Annotated in this window: 24 protein-coding genes; 18 read left to right on the plus strand and 6 right to left on the minus strand. The window is 68.9% G+C overall.

Going from position 1 to position 21,855, the window contains the following annotated elements:
• Window positions 1–663, minus strand: a complete 663-nt coding sequence (locus IEV96_RS16195; RefSeq protein ID WP_229733469.1) for a TetR/AcrR family transcriptional regulator — start codon at window positions 661–663, stop codon at window positions 1–3.
• A gap of 82 nt (window positions 664–745) precedes the next feature.
• Here IEV96_RS16195 and IEV96_RS16200 point away from each other — a divergent pair, with 82 nt between their 5' ends.
• Complete coding sequence (locus IEV96_RS16200; RefSeq protein WP_188511756.1) at window positions 746–1,312, plus strand: LemA family protein; 567 nt, start codon at window positions 746–748, stop codon at window positions 1,310–1,312.
• A 21-nt stretch (window positions 1,313–1,333) separates the two neighbouring features.
• On the plus strand, window positions 1,334–2,227 hold the full coding sequence (locus IEV96_RS16205; protein ID WP_188511757.1) for a M48 family metalloprotease: 894 nt from the start codon (window positions 1,334–1,336) through the stop codon (window positions 2,225–2,227).
• On the opposite strand, the gene IEV96_RS16210 is transcribed toward IEV96_RS16205, so the two are convergent.
• Both IEV96_RS16210 and IEV96_RS16215 read right to left on the minus strand, forming a co-directional pair.
• Window positions 2,224–2,877 carry a dienelactone hydrolase family protein gene (locus IEV96_RS16210; RefSeq protein WP_188511758.1) on the minus strand — a complete coding sequence of 218 codons (654 nt, stop codon included), beginning with the start codon at window positions 2,875–2,877 and terminating at the stop codon, window positions 2,224–2,226. The genes IEV96_RS16205 and IEV96_RS16210 overlap by 4 nt on opposite strands.
• Before the next feature lie 66 nt (window positions 2,878–2,943).
• On the minus strand, window positions 2,944–4,272 hold the full coding sequence (locus IEV96_RS16215) for a winged helix-turn-helix domain-containing protein (protein WP_229733471.1): 1,329 nt from the start codon (window positions 4,270–4,272) through the stop codon (window positions 2,944–2,946).
• A gap of 175 nt (window positions 4,273–4,447) precedes the next feature.
• Between IEV96_RS16215 and IEV96_RS16220 the strand changes: the two genes are divergently transcribed.
• The 6 genes from IEV96_RS16220 to ilvA are packed head-to-tail and all read left to right on the plus strand — an operon-like array spanning window position 4,448 to window position 10,840.
• The gene (locus IEV96_RS16220; RefSeq protein ID WP_188511759.1) at window positions 4,448–5,566 is read left to right on the plus strand and encodes an ABC transporter substrate-binding protein; all 1,119 of its coding nucleotides are present in this window, start codon (window positions 4,448–4,450) and stop codon (window positions 5,564–5,566) included.
• Window positions 5,567–5,577: 11 nt separating this feature from the next.
• Window positions 5,578–6,528, plus strand: coding sequence for an ABC transporter permease (locus IEV96_RS16225; protein WP_229733472.1), 951 nt, complete (start codon window positions 5,578–5,580; stop codon window positions 6,526–6,528).
• Window positions 6,528–7,319 carry an ABC transporter permease gene (locus tag IEV96_RS16230; protein WP_188511760.1) on the plus strand — a complete coding sequence of 264 codons (792 nt, stop codon included), beginning with the start codon at window positions 6,528–6,530 and terminating at the stop codon, window positions 7,317–7,319. The genes IEV96_RS16225 and IEV96_RS16230 overlap by 1 nt, the downstream gene beginning before the upstream one ends.
• Window positions 7,316–8,401: an ABC transporter ATP-binding protein gene (locus tag IEV96_RS16235; RefSeq protein ID WP_188511761.1), complete on the plus strand. Its 1,086-nt coding sequence runs from the start codon at window positions 7,316–7,318 to the stop codon at window positions 8,399–8,401. Before IEV96_RS16230 ends, IEV96_RS16235 begins: the two co-directional genes overlap by 4 nt.
• Before the next feature lie 37 nt (window positions 8,402–8,438).
• Window positions 8,439–9,605, plus strand: a complete 1,167-nt coding sequence (locus IEV96_RS16240; RefSeq protein ID WP_188511762.1) for an AI-2E family transporter — start codon at window positions 8,439–8,441, stop codon at window positions 9,603–9,605.
• Window positions 9,602–10,840 (plus strand): threonine ammonia-lyase, encoded by a 1,239-nt coding sequence (gene ilvA, locus IEV96_RS16245; RefSeq protein WP_188511763.1) that lies wholly within the window; start codon window positions 9,602–9,604, stop codon window positions 10,838–10,840. The genes IEV96_RS16240 and ilvA overlap by 4 nt, the downstream gene beginning before the upstream one ends.
• Before the next feature lie 59 nt (window positions 10,841–10,899).
• Here the strand turns inward: ilvA and greA are convergent, their stop codons facing one another.
• Window positions 10,900–11,388 carry a transcription elongation factor GreA gene (greA, locus tag IEV96_RS16250; protein WP_188511764.1) on the minus strand — a complete coding sequence of 163 codons (489 nt, stop codon included), beginning with the start codon at window positions 11,386–11,388 and terminating at the stop codon, window positions 10,900–10,902.
• A 100-nt stretch (window positions 11,389–11,488) separates the two neighbouring features.
• On the minus strand, window positions 11,489–11,905 hold the full coding sequence (locus IEV96_RS16255; RefSeq protein WP_188511765.1) for a DUF4307 domain-containing protein: 417 nt from the start codon (window positions 11,903–11,905) through the stop codon (window positions 11,489–11,491).
• A gap of 76 nt (window positions 11,906–11,981) precedes the next feature.
• Here IEV96_RS16255 and mca point away from each other — a divergent pair, with 76 nt between their 5' ends.
• The 8 genes from mca to IEV96_RS16295 all read left to right on the plus strand — a co-directional run bounded on the left by mca (window position 11,982) and on the right by IEV96_RS16295 (window position 18,937).
• Entirely contained in the window at window positions 11,982–12,857 is an 876-nt protein-coding gene (gene mca / locus IEV96_RS16260) for a mycothiol conjugate amidase Mca (RefSeq protein WP_188511766.1), read from the plus strand.
• On the plus strand, window positions 12,854–13,141 hold the full coding sequence (locus IEV96_RS16265; RefSeq protein ID WP_229733473.1) for a hypothetical protein: 288 nt from the start codon (window positions 12,854–12,856) through the stop codon (window positions 13,139–13,141). Before mca ends, IEV96_RS16265 begins: the two co-directional genes overlap by 4 nt.
• A gap of 83 nt (window positions 13,142–13,224) precedes the next feature.
• Window positions 13,225–13,986 (plus strand): DUF1684 domain-containing protein, encoded by a 762-nt coding sequence (locus IEV96_RS16270; RefSeq protein ID WP_188511767.1) that lies wholly within the window; start codon window positions 13,225–13,227, stop codon window positions 13,984–13,986.
• A gap of 31 nt (window positions 13,987–14,017) precedes the next feature.
• On the plus strand, window positions 14,018–15,508 hold the full coding sequence (locus tag IEV96_RS16275) for an ABC transporter substrate-binding protein (protein ID WP_188511768.1): 1,491 nt from the start codon (window positions 14,018–14,020) through the stop codon (window positions 15,506–15,508).
• 51 nt (window positions 15,509–15,559) lie between these two features.
• Window positions 15,560–16,537 carry an ABC transporter permease gene (locus IEV96_RS16280; protein WP_188511769.1) on the plus strand — a complete coding sequence of 326 codons (978 nt, stop codon included), beginning with the start codon at window positions 15,560–15,562 and terminating at the stop codon, window positions 16,535–16,537.
• A complete protein-coding gene (locus IEV96_RS16285) occupies window positions 16,534–17,385 on the plus strand; it encodes an ABC transporter permease (protein WP_188511770.1) in 852 nt (283 codons plus the stop codon). The genes IEV96_RS16280 and IEV96_RS16285 overlap by 4 nt, the downstream gene beginning before the upstream one ends.
• On the plus strand, window positions 17,382–18,188 hold the full coding sequence (locus IEV96_RS16290; RefSeq protein WP_188511771.1) for an ATP-binding cassette domain-containing protein: 807 nt from the start codon (window positions 17,382–17,384) through the stop codon (window positions 18,186–18,188). Before IEV96_RS16285 ends, IEV96_RS16290 begins: the two co-directional genes overlap by 4 nt.
• Complete coding sequence (locus tag IEV96_RS16295; protein WP_188511772.1) at window positions 18,185–18,937, plus strand: ABC transporter ATP-binding protein; 753 nt, start codon at window positions 18,185–18,187, stop codon at window positions 18,935–18,937. The genes IEV96_RS16290 and IEV96_RS16295 overlap by 4 nt, the downstream gene beginning before the upstream one ends.
• Window positions 18,938–19,101: 164 nt before the next feature.
• Here the strand turns inward: IEV96_RS16295 and trhA are convergent, their stop codons facing one another.
• A complete protein-coding gene (gene trhA / locus IEV96_RS16300; RefSeq protein ID WP_188511773.1) occupies window positions 19,102–19,839 on the minus strand; it encodes a PAQR family membrane homeostasis protein TrhA in 738 nt (245 codons plus the stop codon).
• Window positions 19,840–19,904: 65 nt separating this feature from the next.
• On the opposite strand from trhA, the gene IEV96_RS16305 reads away from it, so the two are divergent.
• Together IEV96_RS16305 and IEV96_RS16310 are read left to right on the plus strand one after the other, a co-directional pair.
• Window positions 19,905–20,690 carry an isoprenyl transferase gene (locus tag IEV96_RS16305; RefSeq protein ID WP_188511774.1) on the plus strand — a complete coding sequence of 262 codons (786 nt, stop codon included), beginning with the start codon at window positions 19,905–19,907 and terminating at the stop codon, window positions 20,688–20,690.
• Complete coding sequence (locus tag IEV96_RS16310; RefSeq protein WP_229733474.1) at window positions 20,690–21,811, plus strand: aminotransferase class V-fold PLP-dependent enzyme; 1,122 nt, start codon at window positions 20,690–20,692, stop codon at window positions 21,809–21,811. The genes IEV96_RS16305 and IEV96_RS16310 overlap by 1 nt, the downstream gene beginning before the upstream one ends.
• Window positions 21,812–21,855 lie beyond the last annotated feature (44 nt).

Below are 21,855 nucleotides of genomic sequence, written 5' to 3' on the forward strand. Positions count from 1 at the left end.
TTATTCGCCGGTGCGCTGCGCGGTGTCAAGAGGGGGGAGGTCGCCGGTCAGGTGCCACTGGATGATCGGCCCGACCCGGCGCGCGACCTCCTCGGCCGAGGCGCTCGCCAGCGGCTCGACGCGCAGCCCGTAGCGCGCCACGATCAGGCCGACCATCTGGCTGCCCGCGAGCGAGGCGCGCAGCTCGGGCTGCTCGCCGCCGAGCTCGTCGGCGATGCGCCCGAACACCTCGTGGTGCAGGAATTGGCGCAGCATGGTCGCCGCGAACTCCTGGCCGAGCGCCGTGTGCAGGAGCCGGATGACACGTCTGCCCGCCTTGGGATCGTCCAACGCGGTCACGGCCGCGAGCACGATACTCGTGCCGATCGCGTCGCGCGGGCCGGCGAGCACCTCGGCCACGAGCCGGTCCGGACGCACCGGGACCCGCACCGTCGCGGCGAACAGGTCGGCCTTGGTGTCGAAGTAGTGGTGCACGAGCGCGGCGTCCACACCGGCGCGGCGGGCGACCGCGCGCACCGAGGTCGCGTCGTAGCCGTGGGCCGCGAACTCCGTACCGGCGGCCCGCACGATGAGCCCGCGGGTGTCGACCGCTGGGGTCGATTTCCGGGGGCGACCGCGGGGCCGGCGGGCGGCGGGAGCCGCGTCATCCGTATGCGCAGTCATGGGCAGAGTGTAGGCCGCGAGTTCGCCCTGAGCCTAGACACAACGCCGTGTAGCTGAGGGGCTCTCCTCTATAGTGTCCCGTATGGAAATCCTTATCGTTGTCGGTGTTCTCGTGCTGCTCGTCATCATCGTCGGCGTGTACCTCTGGACCACCTACAACGGACTCGTGACGCTGAACGTGCGCGTCGACGAGGCATGGAGCGACATCACCGTGCAGCTCAAGCGCCGGGCCGACCTGCTGCCCAACCTGATCGAAACGGTCAAGGGCTATGCGGCCCACGAGAAGGGCGTCTTCGAGGCCGTGACGAAGGCCCGCGCCGAGTCGATCAGCGCGTCGACCCCCGCCGAGGCGTCGGTCGCCGAGAACCACGTGCAGTCCGCGCTGAAGAGCGTGTTCGCCGTCGCCGAGGCCTACCCGCAGCTCCAGGCGAGCCAGAACTACCTGCAGCTGCAGGGCGAGCTCGTCGACACCGAAGACAAGATCCAGGCCTCGCGCCGTTTCTACAACGGCGGCGTGCGCGAGCTCAACACCAAGATCAAGGTCTTCCCCAACACCCTCTTCGTTCGCGGACTCGGCTTCTCCGAGCGCGAGTTCTTCGAGGTCTCCGACGCGGCGGCCATCGCGGAACCGCCCCGCGTGCAGTTTTAACCCTCCCGAGGTCGTAGCTAGATGTATCGCGCCATAGCCGCGAACAAGCGCAACACCGTATTCATCATCGCGCTGTTCGTGATCATCATCGCCGTGCTCGGCTGGGCGGCCAGCCTGATCATGGGCGGAGACCCGCTCGTCATCACGATCGGCACGGTGATCGGCGCCGGCGCGTACACGCTGATCCAGTACTTCGCCGCCTCCGGGCAGGCGCTCGCGATCAGCGGGGCGCACGAGATCCAGAAGTCGGATGACCCGCGGCTCTACCGCATCGTCGAGAACCTGGCCATCACCAACGGCATGCCGATGCCCAAGGTCTACATCATCAACGACGACGCCCCCAACGCGTTCGCCACGGGCCGCGACCCCAAGCACGCCGTCGTCGCCGCCACCACAGGCCTGCTCGCGATCATGGAGGACGACGAGCTCGAGGGCGTCATGGCGCACGAGCTGGGCCACGTGCAGAACTACGACATCCGCGTTTCCACCATCGTGTTCGGACTGGTCGTCGCCGTCGGTTTCATCGCCGACATCCTGCTGCGCTTCAGCTTCTTCTCCGGCGGCAACCGCAACAACAACAACGGCGGAGGCAACCCGCTGCTGCTCATCCTCGGCATCGTGGCGCTCATCGTGTCGCCGCTGGTCGCCGGGGTCGTGCAGGCGGCCGTGTCCCGCCAGCGCGAATACCTCGCGGATGCGACGGGAGCGATGACCACGCGTCATCCGGAGGCCCTCGCGAGCGCCCTCGAAAAGCTCGGCGCCTACGGGCGCCCGGTGCGCCGCCAGAACTCGTCGATGGCGCACATGTGGATCTCCGACCCGAACAAGCCCGGCCTGATCGACAAGCTGTTCAGCACCCACCCGCCGCTCGCGGAGCGCGTCGAGCGCCTGCACCGGATCGGCGGCGGCTTCTAACCCTGCCCGCTCCGCGCCGCCACGAACGGCAGCACCCGGCTCCAGAGCAGCTCGGTCGCCTCGGGGTCGTACTCGTCGGGCAGCGTCGGGTCGGTGAACAGGTGGCCCGTGCCCGGGTAGTCGAACAGCTCGAGCGTCGCGCCGGCCGCCGCCACGTCGGCCAGGGCCTGCTGCTCGACGGGGTCGCGGAACGGGTCGTCCACCTTCTGGTGGCTCTGCGAATCGACACCCGTCGGCCACACCGCGTCGTCGCCGAACCACTCCACGGGGTTGAGGCCGGCAAACTGCAGCACGCCCGACACCCGGCGACGGGTCGCGACGTACACGGCGTTGGACGACCCCATCGAGAAGCCGCCGACGACGAAACCGTCGGACAGTTCGGCGACGGACGCCAGGGCGCGCTGCTGCCGGAAACCTTCGGGCTGCTGCCGCGCCCACTCCATCGCAGGCTCGTAGTCGTCGAAGACCCGGCCGTCGTACAGATCGGGCACGATCACCTCGTGGCCGTCCGCGTGCAGTCGAGCTGCCGCATCGAGTTCGCCCTCGCGGATGCCGAGGACGGAGTGGAAGATCACAACCGTCGTCATGGTTCCCCATGATGGCAGTGCGGCGGGCGCCCGTCCACGGGTATGAGCCGCTTCCGGCGCCATGAGCCATCCGCGGCGGCGTCATTCCGCCGGAAACGGCTCGCGTGCGGGGTGGCGGCTCGGTCGCGGCTAGGGGAGCGGTTCGGCGAGCTCCGCCGCGTCCGGCGCCTCGGCGAGCTCCGCCGCGTCCGCCGCCGGGTCCTTCGCCGCGGCCGGCTCCGGGTCCTGGACCGCCGCGGCCGGCAGCAGCGGCAAGCCCGCGGCGCCAGCCAGCGCAGCCGCGAGATCCCCGCGGTCGATGATCTCGATCGCGTCGAGACCCTGCCAGGCGCGGGCGCTCTCGAGCAGCGGCACGATGCGCTGCTCGATGCCCGCGGGGGCGTCGGCCTCGCGCCAGGCCGACTGCACGCGCAACACGCGGTTCTGACGGTCGCTCTTCAGGTCGATGCGGCCCACGATGCGGTCGTCGAGCAGCACCGGCAGGCTGTAGTAGCCGAATACCCGCTTGTGCGCGGGCGTGTAGATCTCGATGCGGTAGTGGAAGTCGAACAGGCGCTCGGCCCGCGGCCGCGCCCACACGACGGGGTCGAAGGGGGAGAGCAGTGCCGCGGCCTCGATGCGGCGCGGAACCCGGGCGTCGCGATGCAGGTAGGCCTGCTGCTTCCAGCCCTGGACCGTGACCGGTACCAGCTCGCCGTCGTCGACGAGGTCGGCGACGGCCTCCCGGGCCGGACCCTGCTTGATGCGGTAGTAGTCGGCGATGTCGGCGAGCGTGCCGATGCCGTGGGCCCTCGCGCCGTCGGCCATCAGGGCGCGCACCGCGTCGGCCTCCGGAACCGTGGTCGCGAGGATCTCGGCGGGCACCCGGTGCTCGGCGAGGGCGTAACTGCGCTCGAACCGGGTGCGCCCCGCCGAGACGACCTCGCCCCAGCCGAACAGGTACTCGAGCCCGTACTTCACGTCGCTCCAACCCCACCAACTGCCGGTGCCGCGGTTGGCGTCGTGCTCGATCTGGCTCGCCGGCAGCGGACCCTTCGCGGCGAGTTCGGCGCGCAGCCAGTCGAGCATGGGCCCGTTGTTATGGGCCCAGCCCGTGACATCCGCGGTCTGTTTCGCGCGACGCGCGTCCATGCGCCACTGGAACAGCGGCCGCTTCGCCATCGGAATGATCGCCGCCTCGTGAGCCCAGTACTCGGTGTACCTGCTCTTGCGGCCGAAGGTCAGGCGGTCGAGGTCGGCCTTGTCGTAGTGGCCGAGTCGGGCGAAGACCGGCAGGTAGTGGCTGCGCTCGTAGACGTTCACCGAGTCGAGCTGCAGCAGCCCGAGGCGGTCGACGAGGGAACCGAGCTGACGGACGCCGAGTTTCTGGATGCTCGGGGCCGCGTCGGTCGGACGCCGCCCGAACCCCTGCGCCGCGAGGGCGATGCGCCGAGCCTGAGCCGCTGAGATCTGTGTCACGGCTCGACCCTACCGACCTCCGCCGACACGGCTCTATACCGACGCCGTTCGCCGAGCGTTCACCCGCGCGTCCCATGGCGGTACCCGGTGCTCCGTACCGTTCTGAAAAGGTCGACCGGTTCCCTTCTGCCCGCTCACAGCGCGGGCGGCCGGTGCGGCCACCAGGAGGAACCCCTTGTTCAGAAAGCGCCACCTCGCCGGCATCGCGGTCTTCGCCGCCGCAGCGATCACCCTCAGCGCCTGCGCGTCCAGCAGCGAGACTCCCGCCGCGTCCGACGTCGACGCCGCGACCGCCACCTCGGCCGAAGACTTCGGCGGCCTCGACGCTCTCGTCGAAGCGGCCAAGGCCGAGGGCGAACTCAACGTCATCGCCCTCCCCGACGACTGGGCCAACTACGGCGAGATCAAGGCGGCCTTCGAAGAGAAGTACGACATCACCGTCAACTCGGCCGACCCCGGCATCTCGAGCGCCGAGGAAATCACCGCCGCCGACAACCTCAAGGGCCAGGACACCGCCCCCGACGTCTTCGACCTCGGCACCGCCGTCGCCCTCGCGAGCACCGACTACTTCGCCCCGTACCAGGTCGAGAACTGGGCCGAGATCCCCGACGAGAACAAGGAGCCGACCGGCCTCTGGGTCAACGACTACACCGGCTCGATGTCGATCGGCTACAACTCGAACGAGGTTCCCGAGCCGGAGTCACTCGACGACCTGCTCGGCGATGACTACAAGGGCGCGGTCGCGCTCAACGGCGACCCGACGCAGGCCGGTGCCGCCTTCGCCGCCGTCGGTCTCGCCACCGTGCAGGAAGGCGGAACGCTCGACGACTTCCAGCCCGGCATCGACTACTTCGCCGAGCTCAACGAGGCGGGCAACTTCATCCCCGTCAACGCGACCCCGGCCACCATCGCCTCGGGCGAGACCAAGGTCGTCTTCGACTGGAGCTACAACAACCTCGCCCAGACCTCGGTCGTCGACGGTTGGAAGGTGACGACCCTGCCGGGTGCCGCCTACACGAGCTTCTACAACCAGGCCATCAACAAGGACGCCCCGCACCCCGCGGCCGCCCGTCTCTGGCAGGAGTTCCTCTTCAGCGCCGACGCCCAGAACATGTTCATCGTCGGCGGCGCCTACCCCGTCACCCTCGAGGCCATGAACGAGGCCGGCACGACCGACGAGAACGCGATCTCCGCGATCGGCAACCTCGAGGGCGAGATCGTCACCCCGACGACCGAGCAGTCCGAGGCGGCATCCGCCCTCCTCGCAGAGAAGTGGGCTGCGGCCATCGGCTAGCAGCGCCCCACATGACTGTCGCTAACGCGCCAGTTCTGGTATCGGATGCTGCGGGGGCCACGCCTCCGCAGCATCCGATCGCCGAACCGGCCAGCTCTCCCCGGCGCCGCGCCCTCAGCGGGCTGGCCAAGTATTTCGGGCTCGCGCCCTTCGCCGTCTACGTCGTGCTCTTTCTCGGCGTTCCGACGGTGCTCGCGATCGTCACCGGCTTCTTCACCGAAGACGGGGCGTTCACGCTCGCCAACATCGCCGGGCTGTTCGAACCGGCCGTTCTCGCCACCTTCGCCAGCTCGTTCTGGGTGTCGGCCGTCACCGCCGTCATCGGCGCGGTGGTCGGGGCGCTCGTCTGCTACGCGCTGCTCGGCACCCGGCCAGGGGGAGCACTGCGGTCCTTCATCGACTCCGCATCCAGCGTGCTCGCGCAGTTCGGCGGCGTCATGCTGGCGTTCGCGTTCATCGCGGCGATCGGCACGCAGAGCCTGCTCACCATCTGGCTCAACGACAGCTTCGGCGTCGACATCTACGCGGGCGGCCCGTGGCTCTACCAGCCCGCCGGGCTGCTCGTCGTCTACACCTACTTCCAGGTGCCGCTCATGATCATCACCTTCCTGCCGGCGCTCGAGGGTCTCAAGTCGCAGTGGGCCGAGGCCAACGCGACGCTCGGCGGCACCCGGTTCACCTACTGGACGAAGATCGCTTTCCCCGTGCTCGCACCCTCGTTCTTCGGCAGCCTGCTGCTGCTCTTCGCCAACGCCTTCTCCTCGTACGCCACGGCAGCGGCCCTCGTCAGCCAGGGCTCGCCCATCGTGCCGCTGCAGATCCGCGCCGCCCTCGTCAGCGAGACCGTGCTGGGCCGCGAGAACATGGCGGGGGCCCTCGCCCTGGGCATGGTCGTCGTGATGGTCGTGGTCATGTGGGGCTATTCCGTGCTGCAGGCGCGCACCTCGAGGTGGCAGAAATAATGCAGCCGAGCAACCTCACCCGTTGGATCATCCTCGGCGTCGTCGGGATCGTCTTCGCGTTCCCGATCCTGGCGATGGTCGAGTTCACCTTCCGCGACGGCCTGTCGGGCGGGCACACCCTCGACCACTGGACCGGCCTGTTCTCCGAAGACGCCGCGCGCACCTACCGGGGCCTGTTCACCGCCGTCGGCAACTCCCTGCTGCTCGCCGTCGTCACGGTCGGCATCGTGCTCGTGATCCTGCTGCCCACGATGATCCTCGTGCACCTGCAGTTCCCCCGCCTGAAGCGTGTGCTCGAGTTCATCTGCATCATCCCGATCACGGTGCCCGCGATCGTTCTCGTCGTGGGACTCGCCCCGGTCTACGCCGTGGTCGTGCAGGTCTTCGGCGGGTCGATCTGGACCCTCGCCTTCGCCTACGGCATCACCGTGCTGCCCTACGCCTACCGTGCCATCCAGTCGAACCTCGACGCGGTCGACATGATCACCCTGAGCGAGGCCGGCCGCACCCTCAGCGCCAACTGGGGCCGCGTGCTCTGGCACGTGCTGCTGCCCAACCTCAAGCGCGGGGTCCTCGCGGCGAGCTTCATCTCGGTGGCCGTCGTGCTCGGCGAGTTCACGATCGCGAGCCTGCTCAACCGGGTCAACCTGCAGACGGCCCTGCTGCAGGTCGGCCAGTCCGACCCCTACGTCGCCATCATCTTCGCGTTGCTCGCGCTGCTGCTGGCGTTCGTGCTCCTGCTCTCCATCGCCCGCATCGGTCGATCCCGCCGCACCGGAAGTGACTCATGACCCTCACCGCACCCACCCGCACACAGACGCCCGACCCCGGCTCCGGCGCCACCGTCGAGCTGCGCGGCGTAGTCAAGACCTACGGCGCCGTGCAGGCGCTCTCCGGCATCGACCTCGTGATGCAGCCGGGGGAGTTCATCGCCCTGCTCGGCCCGTCCGGTTGCGGCAAGACGACCGCACTGCGCGCGCTGTCCGGCCTCGAGACCATCGATTCGGGCAGCATCCTGATCGACGGCGTCGACGTGGCATCCACCCCCACCAACAAGCGCGACATCGGCATGGTCTTCCAGTCGTATTCGCTCTTCCCGCACATGACGGTCATCGAGAACGTCGAATTCGGGCTCCGGATGCGCAGGGTCCCGAAGACCCAGCGCCGGGAGCGGGCGACCGACGCCCTCGAGATGGTCGGCCTCGGTGCCCACGGCACCCGTTTCGCGCACCAACTCTCCGGCGGCCAGCAGCAGCGCGTCGCGCTCGCGCGGGCCCTCGTCACCCGTCCCCGCGTGCTCCTGCTCGACGAGCCGCTCAGCGCCCTCGACGCGAAGGTGCGCGTGCAGCTGCGCGAGGAGATCCGCCGCATCACGCGCGATCTCGGTATCACCACGGTGTTCGTCACGCACGACCAGGAGGAGGCCCTCGCCGTCGCCGACCGGGTCGCCGTGATGCGGGCCGGCCGCATCGAGCAGATCGGCACGCCGCGCGAGTTGTACGCTACGCCCGTGAACCCGTTCGTGGCCGACTTCGTCGGGCTGACCAGCCGCATCCCCGGCGACATCGTCGACGGCGAGGTCGTGGTCTTCGGCGCCCGGCTGCCGCTGCTCGGCGAACCGCAGCCCGACGGCCCGGTGACCGCGCTCATCCGTCCGGAGGACGTGGCGCTCGCCACCGCCGACACCGAGGGCGCCCTCGCGGCGTCCGTCGTCGCCTCGAGTTTCCTCGGCTCGCTGCGCCGCACCGAGTTCCAGCTGCCCGACGGAACGGTCATCGCGGTGCAGCACGACGTGAACGACGCCCCCGAGGTCGGAGACGGCGCGTTCCTCAGGCTGAAGAAGGCGCCGGTCGCCGCAAGCCCCCGCCACTAGATAGTTCAACCCGGCGCGGGAAACATAGACTCGGGAAATGCTCTTTCGATCGCGCCGCCCCGACGAGTCCGCAGCCCTCACGACCCCGCAACTGACGGTCGACGCCGGGGAGCGGTCGCTGCCCGACGGCATGAAGATCGCCGGCGCGTGGGCGTGGCGGCTCCTCGCCGTCGCGGGCGTGCTCGTGGTGTTCGGGCTGCTCATCATCCAGCTGCGCGACATCGTGATCCCGCTGATGATCGCCGTGCTCGTCGCGGCGCTGCTGGTTCCCATCGTGCAGTTCCTCGTGCGCCACCGCTGGCCGAAGGCGCTCGCGGTCGCGGTCGCGCTGCTCGGGGCGATCGTCGTGATCACGGGGCTCATCTACCTCATCGTCTGGCAGATCCGTCAGGGCTACGGCGACATCCAGGAGCGGTCGATCACCGCCTACGAGGACTTCCAGACCTGGCTCAACACGACCTTCGGCATCAACTCCGACGAGTTCAACGGCTACCTCGACGACGGTATCGCCGCGATCCAGGCCGACAGCTCGTCGCTCTGGTCGGGCGCGCTCACAGTGGGAACGACCGCGGGGCACTTCCTCGTCGGAGTGCTGCTCGTACTGTTCGCGACGCTGTTCATCCTCATCGACGGCAAGGGCATCTGGAACTGGGTCGTGCGCCTCTTCCCCCGCAAGGCACGCGCCGCCGTCGACGGTTCGGGCCACGCCGGCTGGATCACGCTCACCACCTTCGTCAAGGTGCAGATCTTCGTCGCCTTCGTCGACGCGGTCGGCATCGGCCTCGGCGCGTTCATCCTCGGGCTCCCGTTCGGCGGGTTCCCACTGGTCATCCCGATCACCATCGCGGTGTTCCTCGGCTCCTTCATCCCGGTGGTCGGCGCGGTCGTCACCGGCACCATCGCGATCTTCGTGGCGCTCGTCTACCTCGGCCCGATCCAGGCGCTCGTGATGCTCGGCATCGTGCTGCTCGTGCAGCAGATCGAGGGCCACGTTCTGCAGCCGCTCGTGATGGGCGCGGCCGTCAAGGTGCACCCGCTCGCCGTGGTCTTCGCGGTCGCCGCCGGCTCGGGAGTCGCGGGCATTATCGGGGCGCTGTTCGCGGTACCGTTGGTGGCAACGCTCAATGTCATGGTGACCTATATCGCGAGCGGAAAATGGCGCAACACCACGCGTCCCGGGTTGAAAGAAGCTATCAAGCAATGACGGACATCTCCCTCATCGGGCCCACACTGGCCGATTTCGAGGGAGCGCGCAGCATCGTCTCCCACGTGGCAGACGTCACCCCCATGGAATCGGCGCGCTTTATGGCGGAGGTCCTCGGATCGCCCGTCTACCTCAAGTGCGAGAACCTGCAGCGCACCGGCTCCTACAAGATCCGCGGCGCCTACAACCGGCTCGCGCGGCTGTCCGACGAGGAGAAGGCGCGCGGTGTCGTGGCCGCCTCCGCCGGAAACCACGCCCAGGGCGTCGCCTTCGCCGCCCGTGAGCTCGGCATCAAGGCCACGATATTCATGCCCGTCGGCGTGCCGCAGCCGAAGCTCGCCGCCACCCGCGGCTACGGCGCCGACGTCGTGCTGCGCGGCACCACCGTCGAAGAGCCGCTGCGGGCCGCGGCCGAGTTCGCCGAGAAGACCGGCGCCGTGCTCATCCCGCCCTTCGACCACGTCGACGTGGTCACCGGCCAGGGCACGCTCGGGCTCGAGATCCTCGACCAGGTGTCCGACCCCGACACGGTCATCGTGCCGATCGGCGGAGGCGGGCTCGCGTCCGGCGTCGCCAGCGTGATGAAACAGCGTGCGGCCCTCGAGGGGCGCACGGTGCGCATCATCGGCGTGCAGGCCTCCAACGCGGCCCCGTACCCGCTCTCGCTGCAGAACGGCTACATCACGGCGGTGAAGACGCTGCCGACGATCGCCGACGGCATCAACGTCGCACGCCCGGGCGTGCTGAACTTCGCCATGGTCACCGAGTACGTCGACGAGGTCATCACCGTCGACGACGACCTCATCGCCCGGGCCATGCTGCTGCTGCTGGAACGCGGCAAGCTCGTGGTGGAACCGGCCGGTGCCGTGGGCGTCGCCGCGATCCTCAGCGGCCAGGTGAGGAACGCCGGGAAGACCGTCGTGGTGCTCAGCGGCGGAAACATCGACCCGATGATGATGGAGCGCGTCATCAGCCACGGCCTCGCGGCGTCGGAACGCTACCTCAAACTGCGCATCCCGCTGCCCGACCGCCCCGGCCAGCTCGCGCGCACGGCGGCACTCGTCGCCGAGGCCAACGCGAACGTCGTTGAGGTGCTGCACACGCGGCACGGCGACGGCATGCAGTTCAGCCAGGTCGAGCTCGAGCTGCACATCGAGACGCGCGGACCAGAGCACGCTCAAGAGGTGCTCACCCGGCTGCGCGACGAGGGCTACGAGCCGCGCGTCGACTTCTAGCCGATCGGTCCCTGAGCCTGTCGAAGGGACGCTTCGACGCGCTCAGCGAGCGATGAGCGCTACGGCGTGTACGTCTCCACCGCGATGATCTCGACGGTGATCGACTTGCCGTTGGGGGCGGTGTAGCTGGTCGACTCGCCGACCTTCTTGCCGAGGATGGCGACGCCGAGCGGGCTGCCCTCGCTGTAGACGTCGAGGTCGGCGTCTCCCACGATCTCGCGGCTGCCGAGCAGGAACACGCTCTTGTCGCCGAGGATGTTCGCCGTGATCACGGTGCCGGGTTCGACCACGCCGCTCGACTGGGGGGCCTCGCCGACGTTGGCGTGGCGCAGCAGTTCGGTGAGCACCCGGATGCGGGCCTCGATCTTGCCCTGCTCCTCTTTCGCGGCGTGGTAGCCGCCGTTCTCCTTGAGGTCGCCCTCTTCGCGCGCGATCTCGATCTTCTTCGCGATCTCGAGGCGCCCTTCGCTCGAAAGGTGCTCGAGTTCTGCACTGCGGCGATCGAACGCCTCCTGGGTCAACCAGGTGACTGAACCGTCGTTAGTCACAATGCTCTCCTTAGTCGTACGGATGGGGCCCGTGTACAGGCCGTTATACAGATGAAGACCGGTCGGTGCCGACCGGTCTTGTGGGGCGAATCGATCAAGACTATGTGAGCCAGCAGCGGTATATCAACCCGGTCACGGCGAGCTCGGTCGTGCGGATCTCCGCGCCGAGGGTGCGCACGCGGCGATCCGAGGCCGGCACGTCGACTATGTTCCAGCCGACGATCGCGAAGGTCGAGTTCTGCGCCTGCAGAGCGCAGCTCATTGTCGAGCCGGGTGCCACGGTCAACTGGTACCGCACCTGCACGAGCGTGTCGTCGACGACCGTGTGGCCGGTGTCGACCACTTCGAAGTCGGAGTTCGCGCTGAGCAGCCCGCCCCAGACGAGCCAGGCCACGAGCGCCACGACGAACGCGATCGCCGTGCCGATCACGATGCCGCGCGTGCGCCGGACGTTGCCGCGAGTGCGACCGTAGCGTCGGTCGAGCTCGGCGGCAGTGTCCTGCGCGGTTGATGACACGAGAGCTCCAGATGCTGCGGTTAGTCTTGACTACAGGCTTTGTCCTCAAGGGTATTCGATCGGCGCTAGGAGTTCGGTGACACTGCGGCTGCTGGCGGTCCACGCCCACCCCGACGACGAGTCGAGCAAGGGCGCCGCGACCTACGCCTACTATCGCGACCGCGGCGTCGACGTGACCGTCGTCAGCTGCACGGGCGGCGAACGCGGCGACATCCAGAACCCGGCCCTCGAGGCGACGGCGATGGCCGACCGCGACATGTCCGGACTCCGCCGCATCGAGATGGCCCGCGCGCAGGCGTTTATGGGCATCGACCACCGCTGGCTCGGCTACCTCGACTCGGGACTGCCCGAGAACGGCGAGGCGCTCCAGCCGCAGAGCTTCGCGATGACGCCGCTCGAGATCTCGGGGGTGCCGCTCGTCAAGGTCATCCGCGAGCTGCGGCCGCACGTCGTGATCACCTACGACGAGAACGGCGGGTACCCGCACCCCGACCACATCCGCGCCCACGAGGTGACGATGTGGGCGTTGGCCGCGGCGGCCGACGCGGCGCAGCTGCCCGAGTGGGGCGCGGCCTGGACCGTGAGCAAGCTGTACTACGACCGCATCATCAGCCCGCAGCGCTTCCGCGCGGTCTACGACGCGATGGTGTCGAAGGCCCCGGATCATCCGCTGCTCGCATCTTTGGAAGAGATGAAGGGGTGGATGACGCAGCGGGGCGAGTCGAACCTGACCACCCAGATCGCCGTCGGCGACTTCTTCGACGTGCGCGACAGCGCGCTTCGCGCCCACGCCAGCCAGGTTGCGTCCGACAGCCCCTACTTCTTCTGGCCCAACGAGATCCAGCAGGCCGTGTGGCCCTGGGAAGACTTCGAACTTGTGCGCTCGAGCGTCGACACGACGCTGCCCGAGACCGACCTGTTCGCCGGAATCACCGATGAGGACGAACAATGACCCCACTGACCACAGTCCTGAGCGACACCGCACTGCGAGCCGGCGTGTGGCTGACCACTAACACGACCCCGAGCCCGTCGCCGACCTTCGGCTCGTACACCGGCGACGAAGACCTGATCACGCCGGGCTGGATCGGCTTCGCGATCACCTTCCTGATCATGGCCGCGACCGTGCTGCTGGTGCTCGACATGACCCGCCGGGTGCGCCGCACGCGCTACCGCGGAGAGATCCGCGAGCGGCTCGAGGCCGAAGCCGCGGCCGAAGACTCGGCGAAGCCGGAATAAACCCGCCCGCCCCGCGGCTTGAACGACACGGGGCGACACATGATTTCGTGCGCCCGTCCGTGTGACACGAAAATGAGCTGACAATGACTATCTCCCTCGATGAGCCACGTTCGGATGCGCCCGCCGAATACACCGCCTGGCGCAGCGCGCGGCTCGCAGCCGTGACCTCCGCCACCGGCAACCTCTCGCTCGTCGAGACGCGCTGGCTGCCCGCCGAGGCCGACCCCGCGGCCGAGTTCGCCGCGGCCACTGCCGCCGCGCCCGCCACGGTCACGGTCACCGCCCTGCAGCGCAGCAACCTCGACACCGGCGAGCCCGAGCACGGCCTGCGGTTCTGGGACGCCGCCGCGCCCGCGATCCAGGCCTTCGACACCATCTCGGCCTTCCCGTACGACCCCGACTGGGTCGTCGAGGCGACCTTCACCCCGGTGGCGGGCGACCGTACGATCCCGTTCGAGCACATCAGGGACAACGGCGGAAGCCGCGAGCTCGTCGTTCCCGGCGACATCACCTTCAGCCGCGACGGCGTCGACCACTCGCTCAGCGCCTTCGACGACGACGGCACGCTGCTGCTCGTCTTCGGCGACGCCACCAATCGCCGCGACGACGACACCGCCACCTACTCCGCCGGCCGCTTCCTCTTCGTGCCGCGTTCCGACGGCGCGGGCTTCGGCGACGCCGGCCCCGTCACGCTCGACTTCAACCGCGCGTTCGTGCCGCCGTGCGGCTTCTCGGTGCAGTACAACTGCCCGATGCCGCCCGCGCAGAACCGGTTCGCCGGCGCGATCGAGGCGGGGGAGCGCAACGTCGTCTTCACCGGCGCCTTCGACATCTACGCGCTCTGACCTTCACCCCCACACAGCACACAGGAGCACCATGAAAAAGCCCATAGCGTTCGTCGCACTCGGTCTCGCAGCGACCCTCTCGCTCGCCGGCTGCGCGAGCGGCGCCGACTCGTCGTCCGAGGGCGACTCGACGGTCGAAATCGGTTCGCTCTACGAGCCGCAGAACCTCAGCAACGTCAGGGGCGGCGGCCAGGGTGTCACCGAGGCGTTCAACGGAAACGTGTACGAGGGCCTCTACAAGCTCACCGACGACGGCGAGGTCGAGCCGCTGCTCGCCGAGAGCAATACCGTGAGCGACGACGGACTCACCTACACGTTCACGCTGCGCGACGGCGTGACCTTCCACTCCGGCAAGGAACTCACCTCCAGCGACGTCAAGGCGAGCATCGAGTCGGTTCTCGCCGAAGACTCGCAGTCGGCCCGCAAGAGCAGCTTCGGTGCGGTTCAGACCATCGAGACCCCGGATGACTCGACGGTCGTGGTCACGCTGGCGGAACGCTCGATCTCCTTCGTCTACAACCTCAGCTACGTCTGGATCGTCAACGCCGACGCTGTCGACCCGGAGACCACGGAGGACGGCACCGGCCCGTACACCCTCGACGAGTGGAAGCGCGGCAGCTCGCTCAGCCTGACCGCTTTCGCCGACTACTGGGGGGACGCGGCATCCAACGACGAAGTCGTCTTCACCTACTTCACCGACGCGACGGCCCTCAGCAACGCACTGCTGACGGGCGAGGTCGACATCGTGACGAGCGTGCAGAGCCCCGACGCCCTCACCCAGTTCACCGACAACGCCGACTACGTGGTCAGCGACGGCGAGTCGACCACGAAGGAGATCCTGGTCTTCAACGACCGGGTCGCCCCGTTCGACAACGTCGACGTGCGTAAGGCCGTGTACTCCGCGATCGACACGAAGAAGCTGCTCAACTCGATCTGGGGCGACTACGGCACCCTGATCGGATCGATGGTGCCGCCCACCGACCCGTGGTACGAAGACCTCACGCAGGAGAACCCGTACGACCTCGACCTCGCGAAGCAGCTGCTCGCATCGGGCGGTCAGCCCGACGGCTTCGAGTTCACCCTCGACACCCCCAGCTACGACCCGCACCCCGCCGTCGCCGAGTTCGTGAAGAGCGAGCTCGCCAAGATCGGCGTCACCGTGAACATCAACACCATCAGCAGCGACGAGTGGTACACCAAGGTCTACAAGGCCCAGGACTTCACCGCGACGCTGCAGGAGCACGTGAACGACCGCGACGTGGTCTGGTACGGCAACCCCGACTTCTACTGGGGCTACAACAACCCGCAGGTGACCACCTGGGTCGACGAGGCCGAGGCGTCGGCGACGACCGACGAGCAGACCGAGAAGCTGCGACAGGTGAACGAGCAGATCGCGGCCGACGCCGCGAGCGTCTGGCTCTACCTGTACCCGCAGATCGTCGTGGCGGCGAGCGACGTCAGCGGATACCCGGTGAACGGCCTCAACTCGCAGTTCTACGTCTACGACATCGTCGTCGAGTAGCCCTCTTCTGCGGCTAGCCCGCCCGCTGCGGCGGGCTAGCCTTGAGGTCGCATGACTGTCTACCTGCTGCGCCGGAGCGCGTTCCTCCTGGTCTCCTTCGTCATCGCCATGGTGGCCATCTTCGTGCTGCTCCGGCTGCTGCCCGGCGACCCGTCGAATGCGCTGCTCTCGGCGACGTCTACGCCCGAGCAGATCGCAGCCGCTCAGGCCCAGGTGGGCGCCGACCGTCCGGTGCTCGAGCAGTTCACGACCTGGTTCGGGCAGCTCGCGAGCTTCGACCTCGGCGAGTCGTTCATCAGCTCGCTGCCGGTCGGTCCGGAGATCGCGGCGCGGCTCGCGGTGACCGTGCCGCTCACGCTGATGGCCTTCGCGCTGGCTCTCGTGATCTCGCTCGTCGCCGGCTTCGTCGCGGCGACGAAGAGCGACCGCTGGTACGGCATCCTGATCTCCGGATTCTCGCAGCTCGGCGTCGCCGTTCCCGTGTTCTGGGTCGGCATCCTCCTCGTCAGCGTCTTCGCGGTCGGCCTGCGCTGGCTGCCGTCGAGCGGGTTCCCTCGCGACGACTGGGCCGACCCGGCCGACGCCCTCCGATCCCTCACCCTGCCGGTGATCACCGTCGCGATCGTGATGAGCGCGTCGCTCACCCGCTATGTGCGCTCGGCCACCCTCGACGTGATCGGCAGCGACTACCTGCGCTCGGCGCGCGCGCAGGGGTCGGGGTACGTCGAGGCGCTCTGGCGGCACGGGCTGCGCAACGGTGCCGTGCCGGTCATCTCCATCCTCGGAATCGAACTGGCCACCACCTTCCTCGGCGCCGTCGTGGTGGAGAGCGTCTTCGGGCTTCCCGGCCTCGGCAGCATGCTGCTTCGCGGCATCGAACAACACGACTACCCGAACATCCAGGGCGTGCTGTTCGTGAGCACGCTCGCCGTGCTGGTGATCGGCTTCGCCGCCGACATCGCCCAGCGCCTCGTCGACCCGCGCCTGCGGCTGAGCCTGTCGGGCAACAGAACGGGGGCAAGCCGATGAGCGCAGCGACCGTGCTGGTCTCGACCCTGCCGCCCCGCCGCCGCTCGTGGACCCTCGTCGTGGGCCTCGTGCTCTCGCTCGCCGTCGTCGCGGTGGCGCTGGTCTCCCTCGTCTGGCTGCCGTTCGACCCCTCCGACACCAGCGGCACCCGGCTCGAGACCCCGAGCGGCACGCACTGGCTCGGCACCGACCGGCTCGGCCGCGACCTCGCCACCCAGCTGATGATCGGCGCCCGTATAGCGCTCGCCGTGGGCCTCGGCTCGGTCGCGGTGGGCGCCGTCGTGGGCATCACGGTCGGTCTCGTGGCCGCGTTCGCGGCCGCCTGGCTGGATGACACGATCTCCGCCGCCCTCGACGTGGTGATCGCGTTCCCGGTGCTGCTGCTCGCCATGCTCATCGTCGCGGCCCAGGGGGCGTCGCTCGGCTCGGTCATCCTGGCCATCGGGCTCGCGATGTCGGCCGTCGTCGCCCGCCTCACCCGCGTGCTCACCAAGCGCGTGCTCGGCGAACAGTTCGTGACCGCCGCACGCACCTCGGGCACGCGCTGGCCCGGCATCGTCGCGCGGCACATCCTGCCCAACATCTGGCCGACCCTCAGCGTGAACCTCGCCCTGCAGTTCGGGGTCGCTGTGCTCGCCGAGGCCAGCCTCTCGTACCTGGGACTCGGCGCCCCGCCACCCAACGCGTCGTGGGGCAGGCTGCTGCAGGAGGCACAGGGGACGGTCGTGACCGCGCCCGTCGGCGCCATCGCCCCGGGCCTCGCGCTCGTCGTGCTCGTGCTCGGCGTGAACTTCGTCGCGGACGGCCTGCGCGACGTCGCCGACCCGTCGAGAAGGAGGAGCCGATGAGCGCTTCAGCCAGCACGGCACTGCTCGACGTCACCTCGCTCGGCGTGCACACGCCGGCCGGGCGTGCCCTGGTGAGCGACTTGTCGTTCGACCTCGACGCGGGCCAGCGCCTCGGGCTGATCGGCGAATCCGGCAGCGGTAAATCCGTCACGTCGCTCGCGGTCACCGGGCTGCTCGGTGCGGGCCTCACACCCACCGGCAGCGTGCTGCTCGACGGCGTCGAAGTCGTGGGGGCCGGTGAAAAGAGCCTCGTCCCGCTGCGGGGGCGCGTGGCATCCGTCGTCTTCCAGGAACCGCTCACCGCGCTCGATCCGCTCATGCGCATCGGACGCCAGGTCGCCGAACCGATCGCCCGGCACCGCGGGCTGCGCGGTGGAGCCCTGCGCACCGCCGTCGCCGAGGCGCTCGACGAGGTCGGACTCGACGACGCGCGCATCGCCCGCGCGTACCCGCACGAGATCTCCGGCGGACAGCGCCAGCGAGCCGCCATCGCCATCGCGCTCGGCAGCCGTCCGCGGCTGCTCATCGCGGACGAGCCGACCACCGCGCTCGACGTGACCGTGCAGGCGCAGATCCTGGGGCTGCTCGACGAGCTCGTCGACGCCCGCGGCATGGCACTGCTGTTCATCAGCCACGACCTCGCCGTCGTATCGGCGATGACCAGCGACGTGATCGTCATGCGCCACGGTGTCGCCGTCGAACGCGGGGCGATCGCCGACCTGCTGCGCGCACCCGCCGACCCGTACACGGCCGAGCTCGTGCGCAGCGCGCGGGCCCTTGACGACATGCTGGGGGCGTCATGAGTCTGCTCGAACTGCGCGGTGTCTCGTACCGCTACCGCAAGGGCGCGCTCGCGCTCGACGACGTGTCGATCGCCGTGGGCGAGGGGCAGAGCGTCGGGCTCGTCGGCGAATCGGGGAGTGGCAAGTCGACGATCGTGCGGCTGATGCTCGCGCTCGCGAAACCCGCCTCGGGCCAGCTGCTGTTCGAGGGCGCGCCAGTCACTGCCGCCACGACGCGGCGCTTCCGGGCGTCGGTGCAGACCGTGTTCCAGGATCCGTACTCGTCGCTCGACCCGCGGCAGCGGATCGCCTCGATCGTCGCCGAGCCGCTGCGGTCGCTCGGCATCGCCCGCGGCGACGAGGCCCGCACGCTGGTCACCGCCTCGCTCGCCTCGGTCGGACTCGCCGCCGACACCCTCGCGCGCTACCCGCACGAATTCTCCGGCGGACAGCGCCAGCGCATCGCGATCGCCCGCGCCACCGTGAGCCACCCGCGGCTGCTGCTCGCCGACGAGCCGGTGAGCGCGCTCGACGTGACCACGCGCATCCAGGTGATCGACCTGCTGGCGCAGCTGCGGGAGTCGGCCGGGCTCGCGATTCTTATGGTGTCGCACGACCTGAGCGCGGTCGCCGCGCTGTGCGACGAGACCGTTGTGCTGAACGCGGGGCGCATCGTCGAGCGGGGAGCCACGGGGGATATCCTGAGTGCCCCGCGCGAGCCGTACACGCGCCGCCTCGTCGAGGCCGTGCCGCGGCTGCCGCCGCTCTAGCCGGCCCCGCCGGTCGAATGCGAGCTCTGCGAGCGTATCGAGATCCCCCCGAGCCGAAACCGGCTGGATGAGCCCGCCACGGTCGCGTCATCCGCCCGAAAACGGCTCGTAAACCCGGCCGGGTTTCGATACGGGCGCCCGAGCGCCCTACTCAACCAGCGGCTCTACAGCACCGGCGGGTTCGTCGCGACGATGAAGATGCCCGCCCAGTGGCACAGGAACGCCAGCAGCGTCAGCGTGTGGAAGATCTCGTGGAACCCGAACTTCCCGGGGAACGGGTTGGGCCGCTTCATCCCGTAGATGACGGCGCCCACCGTGTAGAACAGACCGCCGACCAGGATCAGCGTCATCATCGCGGCGTCGGCCTGGAAGAAGTCGACGATGAAGATCAGCGACGCGTAGCCGAGCAGCAGGTACAGCGGCACGTACAGCCAGCGCGGGGCGCCAATCCAGAAGACGCGGAACAGGATGCCCAGCCCGGCACCGCCCCACACAAGCCAGAGCAGCAGCACCGACTTGTCGTGGGGGAGCGCGAGCACCGTGATCGGCGTGTACGAACCGGCGATCAGCAGGAAGATGTTGGCGTGGTCGATGCGCTTGAAGATGGCCTTGGTCTTCGGTTTCCAGTCGATGCGGTGGTAGAGCGCGGAGTTGCCGAAGAGCAGAAGAGAGGATGCCACGAAGACGCTCGAGCTGATGCGCGCCGCGGCGCCGTCCGCTGCCACGATGAGGATGATGCCGAGCACGATCGCCAACGGGAACGTGCCGGCGTGAATCCACCCGCGCCAGGTCGGCTTCGCGTCGAGGGCGTCGTATTCGATCGCGTCATCCAACAGGGGGACATTCGGCAGATCCGCCGCGGGCTCTTCGTCTGCTCGGGTTCCGGGTGCGTCTGCGGTCATGACTGAAGCTTACTTGGACGGGTTTCTCCCAGAGTGTGCGTCCGGATTGGGCTAGCGTAGGCGAGGTGAAAGACAGGCAAGTACCCCTCGGCCGTGGCTTTCTCTATGGGCTCTACCAGACCCGGCTGCGCCGCCGGCTCGACAAGACCGCCATCCCCCAGCACGTCGCCATGATTTTCGACGGCAACCGCCGGTGGGCCCGGCAGCGCGGCCTCGAGACGGCCGCCCACGGGCACAGCGCGGGCGCGCTCAAGATCCACGAGTTCCTCTCCTGGTGCGACGACCTCGGCGTCTCCGTCGTCACCCTCTACCTGCTCTCGAACGACAACCTCGTCAACCGCGGCAACGAAGAACTCGACCAGCTGTTCGACATCATCGCCGAGCTCAGCGAAGACCTCGCCGCGACGAGCGACTGGCGCGTGCAGCAGGTGGGCACGAAGGAGGGTCTGCCCTCCTCGCTCGTCGACGCGATGGCCGCCGCGGAGAAGAAGACCGCGACGAACTCCGGCCTGCACATCAACCTCGCCGTCGGCTACGGCGGACGCCGCGAGATCGCGGACGCCGTGCGCAGCATCGTGCACCAGCACAACTCCGAGGGCGGCAAGCTCGACGACCTCGCCGAGCTGCTCACCCCCGAGCTCATCGCCGAGCACCTCTACACGCAGGGCCAGCCCGACCCCGACCTCGTCATCCGCACCTCGGGTGAGCAGCGGATGAGCGACTTCATGCTCTGGCAGAGCGCGCACAGCGAGCTGTACTTCGTGGAGGCCTTGGGTCCCGACCTGCGCGAGGTGGACTTCCTGCGCGCCCTTCGCGACTACGCCAAGAGACAACGGAGGTTCGGGTCCTGATGCACATCGACGAATTCGCCGCCCGCTTCAACGAAGAACCCGGCTACCTCGACTTCGCGCGCGTCGGCCCGATCGGCACCGCCGTGATCGAGGAGCAGAACGCGCAGAGCGACCTGCTCTCCCGTGGCCGGTTCGGCACCCTCTCCTCGCTCGACGACGAAGACGTGCGTGTGCGCGATGCCGTCGCGGCGCTCACCGGATTCGCCGCCGACCACGTCGTCTTCCAGCCGAACACCAGCCAGGGCCTGATGCACGCCATGTTCGGCGTGACGGGCGGCGTCGCCCTCTCGATGGGCGAGTTCCCCAGCGTGACCTTCGCGGCCGCCCGCGCCGCCGAGAGCCTCGGTGTGCTCGCCCCGCTCTGGCTCGAGACCGACCACGGCCGGGTCACGCCCGGCAACCTGCGCGACCAGCTCACGCCCGCCATCACCGCGGTCGCGGTGAGTCTCGTGGACTACCGCACCGGGTACCTCGCCGACATCGAGGGCATCCGCCAGGTCATCGGCGACCGCCTGCTCATCGTCGACGCGATCCAAGGCTTCGGGGTGGCGGATGCGCCCTACGGTGTCGCCGACGTCGTCGTAGCCGGCGGGCAGAAGTGGGTACGTTCCGGTTGGGGCACCGGCTTCCTCGCGCTCAGCGACCGCGCCCTCGAGCAGCTCACCCCGGTCTTCTCCGGATTCACCGGCACCGACTCCGAATCCCAGCCCATGGACGAAGTTCTCGAGCCGAGCACCGGCGCTCGGGCGTTCAGCGTCAGCAACCCCGACCGGGTAGCCCAGGCGCGGTTCGCGGCGGCTCTCGAGGAGATCAGTTCTGTGGGTGTCGGGCCCATCCGCGACCGCATCATCGAGAAGACGACGCGCATCATCGACCTGGCCGACGAGTTCGGCATCCCGGTCGCGTCGTCGCGGGCCGAGAACGAGCGCGCCGGCATCGTCGTGATCGAACCGGCCGCCGACCAGCTGACCATTCTCGAGGCGTCGCTGTTCAACCACGGGGTCACGGCGACGACCCGCGCGGGCCGGGTGCGCCTCAGCGCGCACGTCAGCACCGACGACGACACGTTCGACATGCTGCGCGCGAGCTTCACCAGTTTCGGGTCGGCGATCAACGTTTAAGGATTTACCTCCCGGACACATTGGCCATGGCGTGTCGGTTAGTC

This window comes from Conyzicola nivalis (assembly GCF_014639655.1).
GTDB classification, from domain to species: domain Bacteria; phylum Actinomycetota; class Actinomycetes; order Actinomycetales; family Microbacteriaceae; genus Conyzicola; species Conyzicola nivalis.